15 protein-coding genes are annotated in these 22490 nt (G+C 54.7%); 4 read left to right on the top strand and 11 right to left on the bottom strand.

The features are described from left to right. The first annotated feature begins 54 nt into the window (after positions 1-54). Both ACQ66Q_RS17105 and ACQ66Q_RS17100 read left to right on the top strand, forming a co-directional pair. The gene (locus ACQ66Q_RS17105; protein WP_430457898.1) at positions 55-1947 is read left to right on the top strand and encodes a cyanophycinase; all 1893 of its coding nucleotides are present in this window, start codon (positions 55-57) and stop codon (positions 1945-1947) included. A 438-nt stretch (positions 1948-2385) separates the two neighbouring features. Next, positions 2386-5049, top strand: coding sequence for a TonB-dependent receptor (locus tag ACQ66Q_RS17100; protein ID WP_430457897.1), 2664 nt, complete (start codon positions 2386-2388; stop codon positions 5047-5049). A gap of 146 nt (positions 5050-5195) precedes the next feature. Here ACQ66Q_RS17100 and ACQ66Q_RS17095 read toward each other — a convergent pair whose 3' ends face one another. The 4 genes from ACQ66Q_RS17095 to ACQ66Q_RS17080 form a co-directional block, all read right to left on the bottom strand. Then, positions 5196-8276 carry an efflux RND transporter permease subunit gene (locus ACQ66Q_RS17095; protein ID WP_430457896.1) on the bottom strand — a complete coding sequence of 1027 codons (3081 nt, stop codon included), beginning with the start codon at positions 8274-8276 and terminating at the stop codon, positions 5196-5198. After that, positions 8273-9373, bottom strand: coding sequence for an efflux RND transporter periplasmic adaptor subunit (locus tag ACQ66Q_RS17090; RefSeq protein WP_430457895.1), 1101 nt, complete (start codon positions 9371-9373; stop codon positions 8273-8275). Before ACQ66Q_RS17090 ends, ACQ66Q_RS17095 begins: the two co-directional genes overlap by 4 nt. A 115-nt stretch (positions 9374-9488) precedes the next feature. After that, complete coding sequence (locus ACQ66Q_RS17085; protein ID WP_377239808.1) at positions 9489-10124, bottom strand: TetR family transcriptional regulator; 636 nt, start codon at positions 10122-10124, stop codon at positions 9489-9491. Between the two features lie 672 nt (positions 10125-10796). Beyond that, complete coding sequence (locus ACQ66Q_RS17080) at positions 10797-11330, bottom strand: TetR/AcrR family transcriptional regulator (protein ID WP_377239806.1); 534 nt, start codon at positions 11328-11330, stop codon at positions 10797-10799. Positions 11331-11492: 162 nt separating this feature from the next. Here ACQ66Q_RS17080 and ACQ66Q_RS17075 point away from each other — a divergent pair, with 162 nt between their 5' ends. Further along, positions 11493-12254 (top strand): SDR family NAD(P)-dependent oxidoreductase, encoded by a 762-nt coding sequence (locus tag ACQ66Q_RS17075; protein ID WP_430457894.1) that lies wholly within the window; start codon positions 11493-11495, stop codon positions 12252-12254. Positions 12255-12288: 34 nt separating this feature from the next. Next, complete coding sequence (locus ACQ66Q_RS17070) at positions 12289-12942, top strand: cupin domain-containing protein (RefSeq protein WP_430457893.1); 654 nt, start codon at positions 12289-12291, stop codon at positions 12940-12942. Between the two features lie 48 nt (positions 12943-12990). Here the strand turns inward: ACQ66Q_RS17070 and ACQ66Q_RS17065 are convergent, their stop codons facing one another. The 7 genes from ACQ66Q_RS17065 to kdpC all read right to left on the bottom strand — a co-directional run bounded on the left by ACQ66Q_RS17065 (position 12991) and on the right by kdpC (position 22489). Next, the gene (locus ACQ66Q_RS17065) at positions 12991-15018 is read right to left on the bottom strand and encodes a methyl-accepting chemotaxis protein (RefSeq protein WP_430458567.1); all 2028 of its coding nucleotides are present in this window, start codon (positions 15016-15018) and stop codon (positions 12991-12993) included. 229 nt (positions 15019-15247) lie between these two features. After that, positions 15248-16588 (bottom strand): sensor histidine kinase, encoded by a 1341-nt coding sequence (locus tag ACQ66Q_RS17060; RefSeq protein ID WP_430457892.1) that lies wholly within the window; start codon positions 16586-16588, stop codon positions 15248-15250. 143 nt (positions 16589-16731) lie between these two features. After that, complete coding sequence (locus ACQ66Q_RS17055) at positions 16732-17343, bottom strand: DUF642 domain-containing protein (RefSeq protein WP_430457891.1); 612 nt, start codon at positions 17341-17343, stop codon at positions 16732-16734. A gap of 242 nt (positions 17344-17585) precedes the next feature. Further along, on the bottom strand, positions 17586-18263 hold the full coding sequence (locus tag ACQ66Q_RS17050) for a response regulator (RefSeq protein WP_430457890.1): 678 nt from the start codon (positions 18261-18263) through the stop codon (positions 17586-17588). Continuing rightward, on the bottom strand, positions 18260-20929 hold the full coding sequence (locus ACQ66Q_RS17045; RefSeq protein WP_430457889.1) for a DUF4118 domain-containing protein: 2670 nt from the start codon (positions 20927-20929) through the stop codon (positions 18260-18262). Before ACQ66Q_RS17045 ends, ACQ66Q_RS17050 begins: the two co-directional genes overlap by 4 nt. Positions 20930-20940: 11 nt before the next feature. After that, positions 20941-21690: a TorF family putative porin gene (locus ACQ66Q_RS17040; protein ID WP_430457888.1), complete on the bottom strand. Its 750-nt coding sequence runs from the start codon at positions 21688-21690 to the stop codon at positions 20941-20943. A gap of 145 nt (positions 21691-21835) precedes the next feature. Beyond that, positions 21836-22489, bottom strand: coding sequence for a potassium-transporting ATPase subunit KdpC (gene kdpC, locus ACQ66Q_RS17035; RefSeq protein WP_430457887.1), 654 nt, complete (start codon positions 22487-22489; stop codon positions 21836-21838). Between the last annotated feature and the right edge of the window lies 1 nt (position 22490).

Here is a 22490-nt window from a genome sequence, read left to right as displayed (position 1 = left end):
TTTGCAGCATGGCCCGGCGTATTAGTAATTAAACACGTCAACACGGACCCTAAAATGAAACATCATCTGACCCGACAGCTCATGGCTCTGAGCCTGCTCAGCAGTGCATCCACTGTGGCTGCCACGCCGCAATTTCCCGAATATTCAATGGTTTTAGTCGGTGGTGGCCTGCATACCTGCAGCTCACAAGGCCGGGCTTCCTGCCAGGACAATCCGCAATTTCCGGCGGAGGCCAAAACCACAGAACACTATGCCATCAGCGTGCCCCGCATCATCGAAATCGTGCAGTCTCCGGTCTGGCCGGCCAGCCGGGTGGAACAGCGGCAACAGACCCAGGCCATCCTGAGCCAATTACTGCTCGACTTTGGCCCGGCAGGCATGAGCGAAGACGAATTGCTGCAGCGCTGGCGCGTCACCAAAGTGACTCAGCAGGACCAAACCATCAGCGGTGAAACCCTGTACCAGCAGCTGTCCGAACTGGAACTCAATCTGATTTTAGACCTGCTGCAACAACTGAAAACAGACGCCAAACAACAACGGCAGCGTGAAGTCGCCAGTCTGGCACAGACAAAAGACAAATTTAGCGTAGAAGTTTACGAAAAAATCAGCGAATTAGCGGCAAAAGTCAGGCAAAAGCCAGGAAAACCATTAATTTTGGTGGTAACAGCGTCCAGCCGCGACCCGTTGTCGGCGGTAGATTTTTATCTCAGCGCTTTTGGCCAAACCGGCGCTGACGTGCAGTGGTTGCCACTGAACGCCGCGTATCAGGCCGCCCAGCAACAAAAAACCGCCGGTAAAGCCAGTTGCCAACAGTTGTCGCAGTATCTGGCCGACATCCATGGCAGTTATGGCCGGGCGAAGGTTTACCCGGATTTGATGCAGCAGTTGACTGAGTTTTGCCAACAAGGCCCGGCTCACGCAGTGGCGCAAATCCAGCAAGCCGATGCGATTTTTTTTAACGGTGGCGATCAAAGCCTGACCTTGCAGGCACTGCGTCTGGCTGATGGCAGCCCGAGCCCGGAATTACAGGCCATCACGGCCCGGATGCAGGCCGGCAAATTGATTGTTGCCGGCACCAGTGCCGGCACCGCGGTGCAATCCGGTGGCAATTTAGGGATACCGTTCGCCCGGCAACAAGTACCGATGATCAGCAACGGCAGCAGCCGGCAAGCGTTACAGACCGGTGCTGTTGCCGCCGCCGCGCCACTGGCCGGTTGCGAGAAAAATCACAGTTGCCCGGCGGCATTGGCCGAAGACCAGCTGACCTACCGCGCGCAAGGTGGCCTCGGGCTGTTCCCGTTTGGCGTGATGGATACGCATTTTTCCGAGCGTGGCCGCGAGGCCAGATTGGTGCGGCTACTCAGCGATACGCAAACGCGTTATGGTTTTGGCGTCGATGAAGCCACGGCTTTGCTGGTTGGGTTTGATCCGGCACAGCCCACTAACGCCCGTTTCGGCGTGATTGGAGCTGCCGGCGTCTATATCGCCGATCTGGCAAGCGCCAAAGCCACTGGCAGTGGGGCAAACTGGCAAATCAATCAGGTCCGCACGCACTACCTGAGCCGTGAAGACAAGGCCAGTTTGCAAAACGCTGAGCTCAGTGTTCAGTTTGCGGATTGGAAAAAACCGGTTGGCACTGATGCAATCGTTGGCACTCAAGCAAACGTTGGCACTCAGGCAAACGTTGACACTCAGGCAAGCAAAACTGAGCAACGGGTCAAGCCGGATAGCGTGTCCGGAGACTTTCTGGCAGACGACAATTACCGCCAACTGGCGCTTGAATTATGTCGTAGTGGCCAAGCTCAGGCGCATGGCCAAAGCGCTGTCGCGCAGGTACAACTGCATCGGGGTAAGGACAGCAAAGCAGCCGCCGGAACTTTTACCGCAGCAGATCAGGCGGTGAATTATTGTTCCTATCAGAATTTTTATCTGCAGATCAAGCGTTAAGGAACGAGTTAAAAAAAACCGCTTGACAGAAAATTCTAAATCAGTGAGTTTGAAAGCACAGCCGGTTTTCGGTTTGAGTCACACACCATCATCACCCGCAGCGACGCCAAGGCGCCTGCAACCAGTAAGGAGGGGAAGTTATGCTGAAATGCGCAGTGAACATTAGCAACTATCGCTACTCTCCTTACTATCTCTCCGAGTGGTTTAATAATTAGCCACCCCTCTGCCTGACGCAGAGGGACGCTTCACAGATCCCGGCTTTACGGCAATAACCGATGTGCATGCTAACGCGTACTCCCTGCGGGCATGTGCTGATGTTATTGGTGATCTGTGCAGAGCCTGTCACTCCGGATCCGCCTGTGCGGCCCCCTCTTCGTCATTTTTCTGAACATAAAAACTAGCTTGCCTGCAGGCAACATTTGATCCAGAGGAATGAGTATGTACACAACAAAAATGAAGCAACAACAACGCCATATGCTGGCCGCCACCCTGAAAAAATCGGCCCTGAAAAAATCAGCACTGTGCAGCGCGCTGCTGTTGGCTTTTTCCGCGCAGGCTCAGCAAGCTGCAGTCGCCGAAGGTGCTGAAGCCGAAAAGAAAATTGAAAAAATTGAAGTCACCGGCTCACGCCTCAAAGGCGTCGACATGGAAGGCGCGAACCCACTGCAGGTGTTCACCGCCGAAGAGCTGATGAACAAGGGTTACGACAGCGTTGCCAGTTTCCTGCGTGATCTGCCACAAGCCGCCAGCGCCGGTACCTTCACCGAAAACGGTAACGTCGGTGGTTCTGACGGTACGCCACCGGGCGCGGCCGGCGTCAGCTTACGCGGCCTGGGTTCCAGCTCAACGCTGGTGCTGGTGAACGGTCGCCGCGTGGCGGTGGATTCGTTCTCCAACGGCTTTGATTCCTTTGTGAACGTCAACGCCATTCCGATGACCGCCATTGAGCGGATTGACGTGCTGACCGACGGCGCAGCGTCCGTCTACGGTTCTGACGCTATCGCCGGCGTCATCAACTTCATCCTGAAAAAAGACTATGAAGGCCATGAAGTCAGCGCCTTATACGGTGACGACTCTGCTGCCGGTGATTTTGGCCGCTACAACTTCACCTACACCGGCGGTTTCGCCACTGAAAACTCCAGCACCACAGTAGTGCTGGATTATTTCAAACGCGACGAGCTGATGAATGCCGACCGGCCAATCGATGTCACATTCAAATCATCAACCCGCGTCACCATTGACGGCAAAGATTACGCCGAACCTTGGTGTGGCAGCGCTACCAGCAATGGCGGCACCCGCTGTCAGTACGATTATGTTGGCGAGCGGGCTATCCAGCCGGATACCAAAAACGTCGGTGCCACGCTGAACCATATTTACCGCCTCGGTGGTGAAAAAGAACTGTTTGTTGAAGCTATGTATCAGCAAAACAGTGGCCATTCTTATGATTCTGCCGGCTCTTTTGATCTGCGCGTGCCGGGCAGCCTCAGCACCGTGCCGCAATGGGTCCGTGATATCGATGCGAAAAACGGCTCTGTCGGCACTATCCGCATCCGCTCGCGTTACCCGGAAGTGCGGATGCAAGAATACGACAGCAACAGCTACCGCCTGCTCGCCGGTATGCGTGGTGAAACCACATTGTTTGGCAGCAGCGACAGCTGGCGCTGGGAAACCGCTGCCACCATCGGTAAATCAGACAACGAAGTGCTGCACACCAGTGGTTATTTCCATCTGGACCGCGTGGCTGCAGCCAATGCCAATGGGCAGTTCAACCCATTCAATTTAGGTCGTGACACCAAGCCAGACGTACTGGCTAGCCTGCGTGAACTGGCGCCGCGTACCGGTGAATCTGATGTGAAATCAGTCGATTTTAACGTCAGCGGTCAACTCGGTGAATTACCAGCCGGTCCAATCAGCGCGGTATTTGGTGGTGAATGGCGCAGCGAAGAGATTTTTGACCGTCCGGCGCTGGTCGCGCAACAAGGTCTGGTCAGTACTTTAGGCGCCAGTGATGCTGCAGCAGACCGCACGCAATACGCCGGTTATGCTGAATTTAACCTGCCACTGACCGAACAACTGGATGCGATCACCGCCGTCCGTTATGACCACTACAGCGATTTCGGCGGCGACGCCAACCCGAAAGTATCGCTGCGTTACAAAGCAACCGACGATTTGATCCTGCGCACCAGCTGGAGTACCGGTTTCCGTGCACCGTCTTTATCTGAACTGGGCGCTGGTACTTCATTAGGCTCGAACTACATCGACTGTGGTAGCGGCAAACCATACAACGGTCTGTGCGGCAGTTTCGGTGCGCAGGCCGGTGAACTGGAATTTGATCAGGAAACGCTGGGTAACCTCGGCCTCGATGCAGAAAACTCGGAAGCCTGGAACGCCGGTTTATCCTGGAACCTGACCGACGACCTGAACGTGACGGTCGACTACTGGCGCTATGAACACACCGACATCGTGGATGTTGATGCCAACACAACGTTAAAAGCCTGTCTGGCCGGCACTGCACCAACAGTGACCAATGCCGATGCGTTAAACGGCGCCTTTGGTTGTGTCAAAGATTCCGGTGGCGATCTGACTTTCTTACGCACCGGCTTCTTTAACGTCGGCGCACAGGAAACCGACGGGATCGACGTCAAACTGAAATATGGTTTTGACAGCAGCATCGGTCGTTTCACCACGACCATTGCCGGCACCCGCACCTTAAGCTACGAGCGTCAGCTGACAGCAGATGATCCGGCAGAAGATCTGCTGGGTAAACTCAGCGGAGCCAGTGAAATCGCCCGGCCGGAATTTGTCGGTGACGCAGCGATTGACTGGGAACTGCAAGACTGGAACGCCAGCCTCAGCACGCACTATGTCAGCTCACTCGGCGACGGCGACTTTAAGTTTGATAACGAAACAGTGAAATCCTGGCTGACGTTAAACGCCAGCGTTGGTTACAACATCACCGACAAACAGGACGTGCAGTTTGCCGTGCGCAATCTGACCGACAAAGAACCACCATACGCCTCATCGCCAACCAACGGCTACGCCAGCTCGATCCACGACTGGCTCGGTCGCGTCTGGACTGTGCGTTACACTGTGAAGTTCTGATAACTGTTTAACCAGCAGAAAGGGTCGGTAGCGCCTTGCTTACCGACCCTTTTCTTTATCCAGCGATCACAAAATACACCACCGTCACTGCATCTTGATAAAACCCGAGTGAAGCGATGTGTAGTACCAACCGGTAATCACGTCCATCAACCATGCACCGGTCTGCTTTCGCGCTGCATCAGCAGACTGAGCGCACAAGGCAACACCGTCAGCGTCAGAATAGTCGCAGCAAATAAACCACCGATAATGGCGTAGGCCATCGGCCCCCAAAATACCTGAGTCGCGATCGGGATCATGCCCAAAATAGCCGCGGCTGCGGTCAGCAAAATCGGTCGGGCCCGGTGCCGGGCCGCGGCCATAATGGCGTCGTCCCGCGCCATGCCTTGCTCGACATTGCTATCCACTTCGCTAATCAGGATCACCGCATTACGGATAATCATGCCGGCTAATGCAATACAACCCAACAACGCGACAAACCCCATCGGTGTGCCGGTCGGCAACATCGCCAGCACAATGCCAATCAGACCAAAAGGTGCAGTAATAAATGCCAGTAATGTGCGCGAAATCCGCTTGAGCTGGATCATCAATAACACCAGCATCACCAGCATCGTCAGCGGCAACACCGCAAAAATCGACGCATTGCCTTTCTCCGACTCGGCCGCAGCACCGCCGACTTCCAGCTGATAACCAGCCGGCAGCTGTGCACTAAAGGCTGCGACATCGGCCGCCAGGCTATTGACCACGCCCTGCGCAGTCATGCCAGGTGCTACATCGGCCTGCACTGTGATAAAGGCCTGACGTTGCCGGCGCCAGACCATCGGATCGGCCAGGCCATAACTGACTTTGGCAATTTGCCGCAGCGGCACGGCGCGGCCATCCGCGGTGCGGATCTGCAGGTTCGCCACAGTGGCTAAATCTTCGCGTTCACTGCTCTGACCGCGCACCACCACATTGACCAGCCGTTTGCCGTCGCGCACTGAAGTTAACGTCTGACCGGAGAAAATGGTGGCCAGTGCCGACGCCACGTCTTCGGAACTAAAACCGGCCGCGCGGGCTTCGGTCTGATTCACTTCCACCAGTACAGTGCGCTCAGGCTCGCCGGCGGTCATATTCACATCACGGGTATTGGCGTTCTGACCAATGACGCCGCTCAGCGCTAAGGCTTGAGTGCGCACCACGTCAATATCCGGCCCCATCACGCGGTATTTCAGCGGCCAGCCGACTGGTGGCCCCAGTTCCAGCGGCGACACCCGCACCACCAGATCGCTGAATTGCTGCTGCACCAGCGTATCGAGGCGCTGACGTACTGCATCACGCTCATTCAGGCCTTTGGTTACCACGACAATTTGCGCCACATGTTCATGACTTAGCAGCACATCCATCGGCAGATAAAACCGGATAGCACCGGAACCGATGTAGCTGGAGAAATAGACCACATCCGGATCGGCTTTGAGCATCTGCTCAATTTGCGCGGTACGGCGTGCGGTTTCTGCCTGCGCGCTGTTTTGCGGCAGATTGATACTGACCAGCAGCTCAGGCCGGTCGGACGCCGGGAAAAACTCTTCTTGCAGCTGACCAGCGCCAACCAGTGACAGCGCAAATAAACCCAGCGCAAGTAGGATGCTTTTGCCGCGATGGCGCAGTGCCTGCCCAAGTAAACGGTCGTAGGCCAGCGCAAAACGCCCCGGTGCCGGATGGGCCGCGCCCGGCGTGGCTTTTAATAACCAAACGCCTAACAACGGCGAAAACAACACCGCGACAATCCAGGAACTGACCAGCGCAATCAGCACCACCATAAACAACGAGAAACAATATTCACCGGCACTGGAGGAGGCAAAACCAACCGGGATAAAACCGGCGATCATCACCAGAGTGCCGGTCAACATCGGAAATGCGGTGGTTTCATAGGCATAAGTAGCGGCACGGCGTAAATTCCAGCCGGCTTCAAGCCGCGACACCATCGCTTCGACTGTGATCATCGCATCGTCTACCAACAGGCCCAGCGCGATAATCAAAGCGCCGAGCGAAATGCGCTGCAGGCCAATGTCCGCCAGTTCCATGCCGACAAAGGTCATCGCCAGCACCACCGGCACCGACACGGCCACCACCAGACCGGCTCGGGTGCCGAGTGAGACAAAAGATACCGCGAGCACGATGACAATGGCTTCAATCAGTACTTTAAGGAAACCCCCAACGGCTTCTTTGACCACCGCCGACTGATCTGCCACTACATGCAGCTCAATGCCATGCGGTAATTCAGCGGCGAGCTGGGTCATGCTGGCGCGGATCGCCTGACCGAATTCCAGCATATTGCCGGTAGGCGCCATTGAAATGGCGAGGCCCAGCGCTTTATCACCATTAACCTTAAACAGCGGCACCGGCGGTTCAGCCAGCTGACGCGACACGGTCGCAATGTCGGACAAGGCCACAAAGCGGTCGCCGAGGCGCAACGTGATATCACGAATACTTTGTTCAGAGGTAAAGGCACCGCTGACCCGCAAGCTGATGCGTTCTTTGTCGGTGCGCACCACGCCGGTTGGCGTCACGGCATTTTGCGCCTGAATGCTTTGCATCACCATCATCGGGTCCAGACCAAGCCCCGCCATCCGCCGGGGTGAGAATTCGACGACGATCTGCTCTTCTTCCACGCCTAAGATGTCAATTTTGCCGACGTTCGGCACCTGTAGCAGCGAGGTGCGCATCGTTTCGACATATTCACGCAGTTCGCGCGGGCTAAAACCGTCAGCAACAAAACCAAAGATGGTGCCAAAGGTATCGTCGAACTCGTCATTGACGCCTGGAGGCGACACGCCGACGGGCAAACTGGGCGCCAGATCCTGCATTTTTTTCCGTACTTTGTACCAAATGTCCGGCACCATTTCCGGCGGCGTATTGTCTTTCAGCGCCAGAAACACCACAGCCTCGCCGCTTTTGGTGTAGCTTTCGACAAAATCCAGATACGGAATTTCCTGCAGCTTTTTCTCCATCGGCTCAGTGACCAGATTCATCGTATCGAGCACAGTCGCGCCGGGCCAACCCGCTGATACTACGGCAGTTTTGATGGTAAACGCCGGGTCTTCATTGCGTGGCAGCCGGTCATAGCTCAGCACCCCACAGACCATCACTACCAGCAGCAAAAAGGCGACTAACTGCTGATTGGCCAGTGCCCAGGCCGATAGGTTAAAGCCTTGCTGCTTCTCGTCCGGTGTTGTCAGCGGCATACTCATGCTTTTGGCTCCGTCAGCAGACGCACCGTCAGGCCTGGCCGCAGCTTGCCAACCCCTGCCACCACCACACGCTCACCGTCGGTTAAACCGCTACTGATAAAGACTTCAGTGTCGGAATAGCGGCTGACGCTGACCTTCTTTAGCTGTAGCTGAGAGCTTTTCGGGTCTACCACATACACCGCCGGCTCGGTACCGTCGCGCGTCATCGCGCTCGCCGGCACCACCAGCTGGTCGGAGGCCGGTTTGTCGATACTGCCCTGTACTGTGGCACCAAAACCAAAGGCTGCGGCCGGTTGTTCCAGCGTGACGCGGACGCGAATGGTGCGGGTCACCGGATCCGCCACCGGGCTGACGTCCCGGATACGGCCAATAGCCTGGATAGACGGATCGGATAATAGACTGACTAAGACGGTGGGATGGCCGGCTTTACTGTTGACCAGACTTTCTGACACATCAAACACTGCATCGCGACCGGCCAGCGCCGCCAGCCGCACCACTTCCTGACCGGCACTGACCACCTGCCCCGGATTGGCCGTCACTGCCGACACTACGCCCTCACTGGCGGCGGTCAACGCGGTAAAATTCAAACGGTCCTGCGCACTGGTGACATTGGCTTCAGCACTTTTGCGCGCGGACAAACTAGCTTCATGGTCAGACTCCGCCTGCTCTAACTGCGCTTCAGAGACTGCACCGCCCGGCGCCAGTTGTTTGAGCCGTTTGAAATTCGATAACGCTAGTTTCTCTGCGGTCACCGCACTGTCGAGCTGTGCTTTTGCCGCTTTTAACTGGTTTTCACTGTCGCTTGGGTCCAGCGTCGCAATTACATCGCCGGCTTTGACCACGGCGCCGACGTCGACTAAACGCTTGACTATACGGCCATCAATCCGAAAGCCCAGACTGGTTTCTTCGGAAGGCCTGATCTCACCGGTTTGCACCAGTTTTTCAGCACCGGTACCGGCACTGACGACGACAGTTTTGACCGGACGAGTTGTCTCGGCCGGTGCTGGTGGCGCTTCGGAACAAGCACTGAGCAAAGATAGCGTGAACAAGCCACAACTTGCCGCTAACAGACGGGATAAACCGGGAAAAACAGACATAAGAGCTCCTATGAGTACATGACCACCGGCAGGTGGCGTTCCATCCTTGTGAATGATTCGGACTGAACCATCAATCCCTGTGTGCTATGACAAATGAAAGGCCCGCGACCGGGGCCTAATCAGTGTAGTTGCGACAAAATTGTATCCAGACTTCGCCGAGCATTTTTTTCGCTGCATTCAGCGTCTGGCGGCCTTCGACCTCATCCTGGTCCAGCGCCAGCCGTGAACCGGCAATGCCAAAATGCAGCAGCAGATTCAGGGTTCTGTGCAGCTCTGGCGCTGCGGACGGCGGGAAAAACGGTGCAGCCGCGCTGCAGAAAAACTGCAGATGCCGGACGTTATCCTGCTGTTCCAGATTCTGCATGTCTTTATCGGTGGCAGCACCAGCCCAGATATCGCGCACCACCGGATCGTCGCGAAACAGCTGGTAGTGTTGCTCCAACACTTGCAAAAACAGCATCGACAATTGCTCGCGGTTGCTGACGGGTTCGGTAAAAATTTGCGCCAGCCGCAGCTGAAACTGTTCTACATAGTACTGACCCAGTGCTAACACTATCGCGGCTTTATTACGGTAGTACTGATACATCGAACCTGGTGTGATACCGGCCACTTCAGCGATCTCGCTGATAGTCAGGTTGGCACAGCCTTTCTCCAGAATGATGGCTCGGGCTGCAGCCAGAATTTGGTCCGCCCGCTGTTTACTGCGCTGCTGCTGTGGCGAGCGCACCACAGGTTCATTGGTTTGGTCCATGACAAAGCCCTAAATCTGAATATGTTTCAGATTTTAGCTCAGATTAAAAAACCAGCACAAGCAAAATCTGAAAATGTTTCAGGTTTAACAAAGCAGGGAGTTCACTTTGGGGCAGAATATGCAGTAATAGAATGAAGTAGGCGCAGTAGTTCTGCAGCCTCTCTGTCATAGCGACTGGGTATTACAGCGACTGAGTGCCAGAAGCGGACATTTTTAATCGTCATGTACGGCGTGTGACGCCCAGCGGGCGTTGCTTGCCGGTACCTACCGCCCCGACGTAAGGTTAGGTACGGTCAGCAACACTCTGTGTGCGACAACCGGTGGGTTTCGCTGCGCTCTACCCACCCTACGAGCCAGCGGCCCGATCGTAGGGTGCAATGAGCAAAGCGAATTGCACCTTTGACACCTGTCGCAGCGTCAAACAGCCTGAACGGAATGTCTGCAATTCGCTTAAAGCTGCTGTCCCATACTCCAACAAAGCCAGCATCGGCAGCCACGGAGTGAGCGGTTAAGAGTGAGCGCAGGAGGCGCGAACGTAGTGCTGGCGGTGGTGGCTTTGCCACGACAGGCGGGCTTTTCTCTTACAACGGTCACACTCAACTGCCAGCAATTACAAAGCGTGGTGCCGTTCAGCAGTCAATTGTGTCAGTTTGGTGAATTGTCGTCACGGGACTAGATCACAGCAAAACCCGCCGCCACTTGCTCGAATAAGTCAGCTTGATCCAATACTTTACTCATCAACAAAGCGCCTTCCAACGCCGCCAGGACTGATGCGGCTCGTGCTTTTGCGTCATCGCCGGTAAAGACTTCACTGGCCAGCCAGTCTAAATTCAGTGTAAAAAACCGCCGGGTTTCCAACCGGATTGGCTCAGGCAAAACATCGGATTCACTGGCGAGCTGGCCGCACAAACACATTTTTTGGTCGTGTAACAACGCCTGGCGAAACAGCGCCACATAGGCCTGAAGCCGGTCGTTGGCGCCTGGATATGTCGTCACTATGAGCGCCAGCTGTTCGGCAAACCGCGTGGTATACCGGCTGGCGATGGCCACACCCAGATCAGTTTTAGTTGGGAAATGGTAATGAATACTTGCGCTTTTTATACCAATTTCCTGCGATATCTCGCGGAAACTAAAGGAGTTATAGCCTCCGGCCCGCACCTGCGATTCGGCGATATCCATAATTTTTTCAGCGGTTGAACCAGCCATAACAGCCCCCTTTTGTCTTCTGTGATGCGGCGCAGCATAACAAATTTTTCTACCTATCAAAAGGTAGGTATTGACAGCAAACCGCCAGATCTATATTTTGCTCACCAAGCCACCTACCTATCGATAGGTAGCCAAGCATCAATCAACCTGAAGGAGAACAGCATGCAACAGATCGCGTTAATCGTCGGTGGTTCCAGTGGTATTGGCCTGGCGACAGCCCGGTTACTGGCCGCAGCAGGCACGCCGCTGTTATTAGTGGGCCGTGATTACGACAAACTATTGGCTGCGCAAACCGAACTGAAACAACTCAGCGGCGCTGGCGTCGAGATTGCGCCAGTGGATTTATATGACACACAGGCAGTCCAAGCCTTTATCTCGCAACTGGCTGCAGAATCACGTCATATTCAATATTTGGTGAACGCAGCCGGCTACTTTAAACCGGTCAGTTTTCTTGACCACAGCCCGGCGGATTACGCGGCACAGATGGACATCAATCAGGCATTTTTCTTTATCACCCAAGCGGTTGCGAAGAACATGCAATTGCACGGCAGCGGCGCTATCGTCAATATTGGTTCGATGTGGGCCCATCAGGCGGTCAAAGCGACACCGTCGTCGGCCTACTCGATGCAAAAGGCCGGCTTGCACGCGCTGACTAAAAATCTGGCGATAGAACTGGCTGAATATGGTATCCGTGTCAATGCGGTTGCTCCGGCGGTCGTGTTGTCGACGATCTACAAATCATTTATCGCAGAAGCCGAGATCCGCGACGCCCTGACCGGTTTTGCCGGTTTCCATCCATTGGGCCGGATCGGCACACCACTGGATATCGCGCAAACGGTGTTTTTTCTGTTATCTGATCGAGCCAGCTGGATCAGCGGTACTATTGTCGATGTGGATGGTGGTGTGATGGCGGGCCGCAATTAAAACGGCATTATCCGCAAAGTTATTGGAGACGCTAATGCTGAATATGAATTTTGCCGAACGCGTGGTGATTGATACCAGTTCGCTACCGTGGCAACCGAGCCCGATGGCGGGCGTGCAGCGAAAGCCATTGTCGCGCGGCGGCGCAGAATCTGGCCATGCCACCAGTCTGGTGTGTTATGCACCGGGCTCAAGTTTTAAGTCCCATCCACATCCGGGCGGGGAAGAAATTCTGGTGCTGGATGGCGTGTTCAGTGATGAACATGGTGACTACGGCCCTGGCTCTTACCTGCGCAATCCGCCGGGTAGCCAGCATGCGCCTTTTAGCCGCGACGGCTGCACTTTGTTTGTCAAACTTCATCAGTTTGATCCGGCCGATCAGGCCACAGTGCGGATTGATAGCAAAAATACCGCTTGGTTACCCGGACATGGTGGTTTACAGGTGATGCCGCTGCATAGCTTCGAAGGCGAACATACCGCGCTGGTGCGCTGGCCGGCCGGTGAGGTGTTTCTACCACACCGCCATTTTGGTGGCGAAGAAATACTGGTGCTGAGCGGGACTTTTTGTGATGAATTCGGTGAATATCCGGCGCTGAGTTGGCTGCGCAGCCCGCACCTGAGTCAACACACACCTTTTGTTCGGGAAGAGACCATCATCCTGGTGAAAACCGGTCATTTACCGATTGCTTAACAAAGCTTGCTCCAGCGGATGCGCCGGAGCAAGCCGATTGGCCTGCCCTTAGAACCTGAACTGACTCACTTTCGCATCCAGAACCGCAGCCACTTGTTTCAGATCGCCGGAAGTTCTGGCGGTCAGATGGGTCGCCTGCGTGTTTTCTTCCGACATTTGCGCAATAGTTTCCACCTTCAGCGCCACCTCGGCAGCCGCTGCAGCCTGATCGCTCAAGGTCTGCGTCATCATCAGCACCATCTGCTCGACATTGGCGGAGCGCTCACTGATGCTGGCAATCGCGACACCGGCTTCAGTGGCAAGCAACACACCTTGTTCGACTTGTTGTGTGCCGCGTTCCATGTTGTTCACCACCAAAGTGGTACCCGTCTGGATGCGTTCAATCATCTGGGCAATTTCACGGGTGGAAGTTGCGGTACGCCCGGCCAGACTGCGCACTTCATCTGCGACCACGGCAAATCCTCTGCCGGATTCTCCAGCGCGCGCCGCTTCAATCGCCGCATTGAGTGCCAGTAAATTTGTTTGCTCAGCAATGCCGCGGATCACATCGACAATACTGGAAATCGCTTTGGCGTTATCACCCAACGACACCACACTGGTTGACGCTTCGCGCACCGTCGCGGCGATATTCTGCATACTTTGCACGGTGTCATGGATCACTTTACTGCCCGCGACCGACGCTTTGCCGGATGCTTCAGTTTGGATTCTGGCCTCTTGCGCATTGTCAGACATCTGACTGACGCTGACCGTCAGTTGCTCCATCGCTGCCGCCATCGATGCTGCGGCATGGCTTTGATCGGCGCTGGAGCCTGCCAGCTGGGTACTGGATGCGGCAATATCATTGGCGGCGCCCATCAGTTGACCTGCGCTTTGCTGCACTTCGCGCATCATCGCGCCCAATTGCCGTGACAGCTCGATTGCACTCTGCGCGATGCGACTCAGTTCATCATCGCCGCGTTCACGCACATGTGCGCTGAAATCGCCCGACGCCAACACGCTCATATCCTGCTCCAGATTGCGCGCCCGACTGGTTAAATCGCGGGCAAAACCGGCAATCAGCCAGCCGACAAACAACAGAATACCAACACCAAAAGTCAGCAACTGGTAGAAGCTCAGCCATTGACTATCAATCCGCGCCAGCAATCCCTGCTCCAGTTTTGCCGTCATATAATTTTCCAGCTCGAGTAATTCCGCCAGAATTTTATCGACCTGAATCAGCTGGTTTTCGACCTGGGCTTTATCGAACTGACTATTAAAATTGACCTGCTGCAACTGGCCGGTAAATGCATTCAGATTTTTAACGATGGGTTCCCAGTTCTGCAGTAGATCCCGCGCCGCCTGCGGGTCAACATCATTGGCTAATTCCAAATCGTTATTGATGCGTTGCAGCATTTTCGGGATTTCGCGCTGCACGGTACTTTCCATCCGCCCCAGGCGTTTGTCGCCAACAGCACCGGCAGCCAGCGTCGATGACAAAGAGCCACGCAGTTGCTGCAGCGATTCAGCCAAAGCCGGCACGCTATCCACCACGGTGATCATCATGTAATAAGTACTGGCATCCGGATCCAGTAACAAACCACTGTCACCGGCAATATGATGTCTGAATTCATACACCAGACCAATCATCTCGATATGCGCCAGAGAATTCTGACTCGCCGACATTTGTGGCCACTGCTGACGCACGTTGCGCCACTTGGTTGAAAACTCGTCGATTTTGTCCTGCCATTGTTCAACATGCATTAGCAAAGTGGTTTTGTTCAGCTGCTCTAACGCTTGTTCAACTTTCTCGGCGTCGGCCTGAGCTTGGGTTTTGGCCCCTTCGTCACCGTTTAGGGCTAACGCCGTCGAAGTCCGGTGATCTGACATAGCCCGGCTGACCGGTGTTAGCGCTGAAATAAATCGTTTACCGGCGAGCTCCATTTCATCTCGTTCAATGAAGGCCAAACCAGCTGAAAGCGAATTCAGCAACAACAACAAGCCAGGTAAAATTGACGCGGTAAAAATCAGTAAAAATTTGCTTTGAAAACTTAAGTTGCGGGACAAACGGATCGCAGGACCAATAATAAAATTCAGCATCACCAGGACTCTCCTCAAGGTGCAGACAGGTGCTTAAGATGAAGTCCTTTTGACGGATAGTAAACAGCAATCCTTTGATTATATTAAATTAATATTCAAGCCAGTCAAAACTGGAACGATTAAGGTACAAATAAACAATAAATGTAAATCAGTAAGCCAAAACCAAATGTGGGAAGATTCAAGCTGTTTACAATATTCCCTGTTTTGTCAGGTCGTAAACAAAGCAGCGTTAGCCATCAGCTCTGCAAATGGAGCTTTGTGCTAACTTCGGCATCTGGATCCGCAGGGAAAAACCTGTGTCCGCATTTAACTCCAGTTGACCTTTTAACTTTTGCGTCACCAGATTAAACACGGTAAACAAACCAAGCCCAGTCGCCCCACCAGAGCGGTTCGTGGTGACAAAAGGCTCAAAAATCTGTGGTTTAATCATGTCTGCAACGCCACAACCATTGTCAACATACAAGAAATCCAGACCATTTGCATCCATCCGCACTCGGATCTTGATCAATGGTTCAGGCGTTTGGCCAAATGCATGCTGAATACTATTCATAATCAGGTTGGTCAGGATTTGGGCGTGCACACCCGGAAAGGTAGCAAAGGTCAGCGCATCATCCGCATCAATCTCTACCTTTACATTGTTACTTTTCAAAAATGACTTCAGCGTTGAAACGACTAACAGGTAATAGGCTTTTAATCTGACGACGCCAAACTCATCTGAGTATTGGTCAGCCGACGACTTTTTAAAGTTCTCCACCAACTCGCCCGCCCGCAACAGATTGCGCTCCATTAATTCGGTTAATTCAGTGGTAGATTGCTGAAACAACCTGAGTTGCTCAATGGTCAGCTGCCGCTGCGAAATGGCTTTGCCCAGTGTACGGAGATCTTCAGAAATTGAGCTGACCGCTGTGATAGCGATGCCGAGCGGAGTATTGATTTCATGGGCAATACCACTGACCAACACTCCCAACGAGGCCATTTTTTTCGACTCGATCAATTTATGTTGGGTTTGTTGCAAGTCACTGAGGGTACGCTCCAGCTCTGCGGTTCTTGCCGACACTTTTTCTTCCAGCGCATTGTTCAGCAGCAACAAACGTTGCTCATAATCATGTCGCTGCAGTTCCGCCGCGATCCGACCAGACAATAACTGAAACAGCATTTTGGTTTGCGCCCCATCCGGCACTTCTTTTTCATACAAACCAACAATCAGACCAATCACTGCTCCGGCAGCATTCAGCAGCGGTGTACCGATGTAAGCTTCAATCTTCATATCAATTAACAGCTGGTCATCGGGAAACACATTACAGACCTGCCGGGGATAAAAGCACACGCTGTTGTCTGCCACATTGGCGCAAGGCGTATTTAGCAAGGAATAACTGAAATTCTCCGCTCGTTGTCCTTTGGCGATCAGTGCGATAGTCGAGGCCTGGTAGCTATCCAAATCAAGCCGGGCGACAAAGGTATAGTCAGCACTAATGATGTCATGCAGGTGGCCGGTAATGGCGACAAAAAACTCATCACCATAAGTATTGGTGATGCCTTCAATGACTTTACGCAGTTGTTCATCAATCATCCGGGAGTCCTTTATCAACGCATCGGTGATATCTCGTCCGGATATCAGAGTAATGCATTCCAAGAGCATCTGAGGTGAATTAAGCTATTGCGCAGATAAAAAAAACCGCAGACTGAGCTGCGGCTTTTCAAGAGATTCGTCGGTTAGACTGCGCGGCGACGCCAAAACATGGCTGCAGCGGCGATAGCCAATAACACACCCGTTGGGCCTGTTGGTACCGGATTGCTAGCGATTTGCGGCGGCAGTTCCGTCACTTTGACATCATCGATAAAGTTACCGATAGTGCCGCCATTGCCGGAAGTAAAACGCAGCAAACTGCTGGTATTGCCGGCGGTGAAATAACCGGTAAACAGACGCCATTCACCAGTGCTGTGGTCCGTCATGATCTGGTTCAGATCTGCCACTGACACGCTGAACACTTCGTTGTCGCTGGCGCGGGCGCGGTAGGCGAAACTCAGTTGATAACGTGCTCCGCTGACGGTATTAAAGGTCTGGAAAATCGACCAGGCGCCGTTATTGCTGCCGTGAGCATTTAATTCAACAAACTGTTGACCGCTATAGGCCTGCACGCCGGCATAACCACGCCAGATCTCCAGATTGCTGCCATCCCAGCCATTTACCTGATCAGCACCAAACCAGCGCCAGCTGTTGTTGCCAATCACGTTGTCTTCAAAATTACCATTAGTGATCACAGATGCCTGTGCTGAAGTACCAGCCAGTGCAAGGAATAACGCGGAGATTACAGCCCATTTCATACAACACAGTCCTCTGTACAACCTGAATGTGGCGCGCATGCTACCAGCTTGCTTTAGGTCTGACCAGTATATTTTTTAACCTAAACATAACCTATTGTCGCGCTTTGTTTTTTAACCTGCAGAACGATGCTGGTCAAGCATTTCGGTCAAAATTCAAACTGACTGGCGTTGCCATTTCCTGCCAATTCCGCGTCCATTAGTTGCCACAGCACTGGCAGATTCAGGGGCTCCGGCATCACGGCTCAGACACAAAGCCGGTAACCGACGCCCGCTTCAGTTTTCAGGTAATGCGGTTCGGTCGGATCGTCACCGAGTTTTTGCCGTAAATGGCTGACCACGATACGCAGATAATGAGTGTCACTGCCGTGACTGGGGCCCCAGATCTGCTCAAGCAGCTGCTTTTGCAGCACTACTTTGTGCACTTGCTGCGCCAGCGCCGCCAGCACCGCATATTCTTTTGGCGTTAACTCTACCGGCTGACCTGCCACCTGCACCTGACGCAGCGCCAGGTCAATCCGCAAATGGCCGTCGCTCAGCACCGGAGATACCGGTTGCACCTGACGGTCACGCAGCTGCGCCCGTACCCGCGCCAGCAATTCTTCGACACTGAACGGCTTGGTGACAAAATCCTGTGCGCCTAAATCCAGTGCCTGAATTTTATCGCGATCACCGGCCCGCACTGATAACACGATCACCGGCATTTTGCTGAAACTCCGCAATTCCGCCAGCAGCTCGCAGCCATCGCCGTCCGGCAAGCCTAAATCCAGCACCAGCAAATCCGGTTGTTGGCGCACGGCGGCAGCCAGACCTGTCTCTACGCTGTCGGCTTCAACCACTTCGTAGCCGACACTTTTCAGTGCAATCCGCAGCATTTTGCGGATCTGGACCTCATCGTCGACCACCAGTACTTTTACGCTCACACCATCTCCTCTTGCGCCTGCAACGGCAGTTCCACAACAAAACAGGAACCCTGACCCGTTTTGGCGGCCTGGGCTTCGACCGTGCCGCCATGCGCGCCAATCATGCCCCGGCAAATCGCCAGCCCCATACCGGTATTGTGGCGTTTGCTGTCGCCATCAGCCACCACATAAAACATATCAAACACTTTTTCGCGTAAGTCCGGCGCAATGCCCGGGCCTTCATCTTCAATTTCGATATGGCATCTGCCGGCGCGCAGTTCGGCGGTGACCCGGATCGCAACATCCGTCGGGCTGTAGCGGGCGGCATTTTCCAGAATATTAAACAGCGCCTGCTCCAGCAGTGCCGCATGGACAAACAGCGGCGGCAATTCAGCACTGACCTGACACAACAATTCCTGCTGTGGGAAAAACCGTTTTAAACGTTGCCGCGCACTGGCCAGAATATCATTGACCGACACCCAGTCGCGTTCCAGTTTCAGCTGGCCATGTCCCAACCGGGTCATATCCAATAAATTTTGAATGTAACGGTCCAGACGCTGGCTTTCGCTCAGAATCGTTTGCAGCAGTTCATGCCGGTCCGTCGCGCTGAGCTGTTGTTCCAGCACCAGCAGGCTTTCGGCCGAGCCCATCATCGCCGACAACGGCGAGCGCAAATCATGCGACACTGAACTTAACAACGCGGAGCGCAGCTGCTCCATCTCGGCTTTGACCCGCGAACTTTCCAGCTCAGCGCTGAGGCTGATGCGTTGCCAGACCGAGCCGGCCTGTTGCAATAAGCTGGTGATCAGGCGCTCGTCATCCGGCCGTAACACGGCCTGTTGGGACGGAAACCGCACCATCAGGACCGCCACCGTCTGCTGCTGTACCACCAAGGGTTGCGCCGTCCAGACGCTGGCATTGAGCGTATCACTGAAGCGGCCGGCCATCGCCTGATGCTGGCGGCACCAGTCGAGAACCGCGCCATCAATCGGTAATAATGGTTCAGTGGTCGCCGGCAATAACTGCCACTGGTTTTCTGCTTTTAACGCCAGATGCACCGGTGCCTGCAGCGCACTGCTCAGTTGCGCCGCCAGTACCTGCGCCAGTTCTTCGGTTTGATGCACCACGGTCAGCCGGGCGGCAAAATCGCGCTGAAATTCGGAAAAACGATTGGCGGCTTTGAGCAGTAAAAGCTGCTGGCGAATTTTTGATGCCGCCGGGCCACAGACCATGCCAATCACCAGCAAAAAAATCAGCGTGGCAAGGTCGTCACTTTTATTCACGTTAAAGCTGAAATAGGGGTCTGTCAGGAAAAAATTAAAACTGAAAAACGACAAGACGGCGGTAAAAATCGCCGGTCGAGCGCCGTATTTCAGGCCACAGGCCACCACCGCCAACACATAAATCAACACCAGATTGTCGTTGTCCAGCACGCGGTGCAACACCAGCGCCACGGCGCTGGCGAGCGCCATCAACAGCACGCCGACACCATAACCGGCGGTCTGGCCAAAAGGGGTGGCCGGTAATGGCAATTCGGCATGGCTGCAGGCATCGGCGCGATACACTGACACCTCCAGCGGCAGGCCGCTATTGACCAGCTGCTGATACAAAGGTTTACGCCAGGGTTGCCACCAACGCGGTGTGCCGGCACCGACCAGTACGGCGTTAATCCGTTGCTCGGTGATATAAGGCCCGATGGTCTGCAATGTCGAAGGTCCACGCAACACATCGGTGCTGGCGCCGAGTTCACGCGCTAAAGCAAAAGCCGCCTGCAGCCGTTGTTGCTGCGCCTGATATTGCATCGCCCCGGTATCGACCCAGACCACAACCCAGGGCACCTGACGTTTTTCCGCCACGCGCCGGCCGATACGGATCAGATATTCATGGTCACGCCGGCTGGAGATCAGCACCAGCAGTTTGTCGGCGATGGTGTAATCCTGACTGGTCGCTTTGGCTTGTTGTTCGGTTTTTAGCTGGCAGTCGACATGATGCATCACCAGCTTAATCGCCATTTCGCGCAGCGCCGTTAAGGTTTCCAGCTGGAAAAACTGCTGCTGCGCCTGTGTGGCAAAGTCTCCCAAATAGACTTTGCCCTGCTCTAGCCGCTGCAGCAAATGCGCCGGCTCCAAATCAACAAATACCAGTTGATGCGCATCGTCGATAAACTGATCCGGCACCGTTTCGCGCACCCGCACCCCGCTGACCTGCAGCACCAGGTCGTTTAGACTGGCCACATGCTGGATATTCATTGTGGTGTAGACATCAATTCCGGCGGCCAACAACTCGGCGATATCCTGATAACGCCGTTTGTGCCGGCTACCGGGAATATTGCTGTGCGCCAGCTCGTCGACCAGGATCAGTTTTGGTTGTTGTGTCAGCGCAGCATCCAGATCAAACTCTGTCAGCAGCTGCCCCTGATACTGTACTTCGCGCCGCGGCAATACCGCAAAATCGCTGAGCAAGGCCGCAGTATGGCTGCGGCCATGAGTTTCAATCAGTCCGACCAGCACCGACACTCCTTGCTGTTGCCGCTCACGGGCGGCTTCCAGCATGGCGCAGGTTTTGCCAACCCCCGGCGATGCACCAAGGAAAATTTTCAGCTGGCCGCCGCTGGGCGTCAGTGATTTTAACAGCGCATCGGCCTGTTGCCGGCGGGGATCTGGCTGCGGAAAGCGGGTCGAACTCATTGTTTAGATCCTCAGAAATTACGGCTCAAGCGCAACAGCAGCCGGTCATCACACAGCGCCGGACAAGCCTGTGCCGAGATATCAGTACCGGCGAAACCTACCGCCCAGTCCAGCGTCAGCCACTGCGCCTGCAGCATCAGACTCCAGTCGAGATACGATGACGCCTGTGCACTGCCACCGAGGAAAGTACTGAACTCACCGGCGGCTGCGAACCGGTTCAGCCCGGCATGCGCCTGCAGCTGCACAATCTCGGTCAGCGCCTGTTGCCAGTCGGCACTGAGGTAGCCGAATTTACCCACACCGCTGGCGAAATAGTTGTCGGTCAGCGCCAGACCAAAGGTCCACTGCCCCACGCCAAGCTTGCTGTAGGCTTCCCAGTAGTTAAAGCCATTGCTGCTGTTGTGGCCTTGTGGATAGCGGTACTGCATCAGGCCGAGATCCAACGTTATGTCGTCATCAAGCGCCCATTTGCGGCCGGCCAGCAGATCCAGTTCCATGCTGCCCTCACCAAAGCGGATATTCGAGGCCCAACTGCTGACATACCAGCCGTCGGTATGGGCCAGTGTCAGACTGCCCTGCAACGCCATGCCTTCATTGGTTTGCGAGATGCCGCGAAACAGATAGTCCGAGATATAAGTCAGATTGCCGCTGCTTTGCCAGCCGGATTGCACGGCGTCTGCCTGCGCGGGCGCACAGCACAACAGCGTCGCCAGCGGAATAATTTTACCGAAACTCAACACAGCACGAGATAAAGCTTTCATAAAGATCCTTTCACAAAGAGTACGGGGAAAAAACTGCGTGGCCCACCAACAGTGGTGGCCTGTACAACAACCACTGTTGCCGGCCACGCAGTCGCTGCTATCCCGTTAAATCACAGCAAAAATCGGCCGGTCACAAATCGCGCTGTTATGGCGCTGGCACCGGACAGGCCTGGTCCAGCGCCAGATTCAGTGGCAACACGGCAACCTGTGGCTCACCGAGCAGACCCCACTGCGGCGCTTGCGTCTGTTGCGCCACCAAGGCTGTCACAGTTGCAGTGGCACATCCCCGGGCAGTGGCGACCCGCGTGACCTGTAACTGCGCGGCCGCCGGGCTGATATGCGGGTCAACACCGGAGCCGGAACTGGCCAGTAAATCCAGTGGCAATGCATCGGCTTTCACCTGGTACAAAGCACTCAGACGCGCACTGTCAGCCGCCACCCGCTCGCGCAGCGCCGGGTTTGATGGCGCCAGATTCGAACCCGCCGTATTCATCGGGTCAGTATTCACCGCGCTTGGCCGGCCATGAAAATAGTGCTCAGCGCTAAACGGCTGTGCCACCAGCACCGAGCCCAGCACTTTGCCATCCGCACTGTGGATTAAACTGCCGGCCGACTGCGCCGGAAACAGCAATTGATTCAGCAGCGTCACGCCGCCGGAATACAAAGCGCCACAGAGCACCAGCCCAACCAGACTGAAGCGTAAAGCCGGTTGCCATAAGGCGTGCTGCGCAGCAGGCGCATCGGCTGGAGGCTGTTTATTGGTTGCAAAATTTGTCGCTACAGAAGTATTGATGTTCATG

The sequence above is a fragment of the Rheinheimera sp. genome, assembly GCF_965283995.1.
GTDB lineage: Bacteria > Pseudomonadota > Gammaproteobacteria > Enterobacterales > Alteromonadaceae > Pararheinheimera.
The sequence above is the reverse complement of the archived record's forward strand: the minus strand, read 5'-3'. Positions and strand labels throughout refer to the sequence as shown.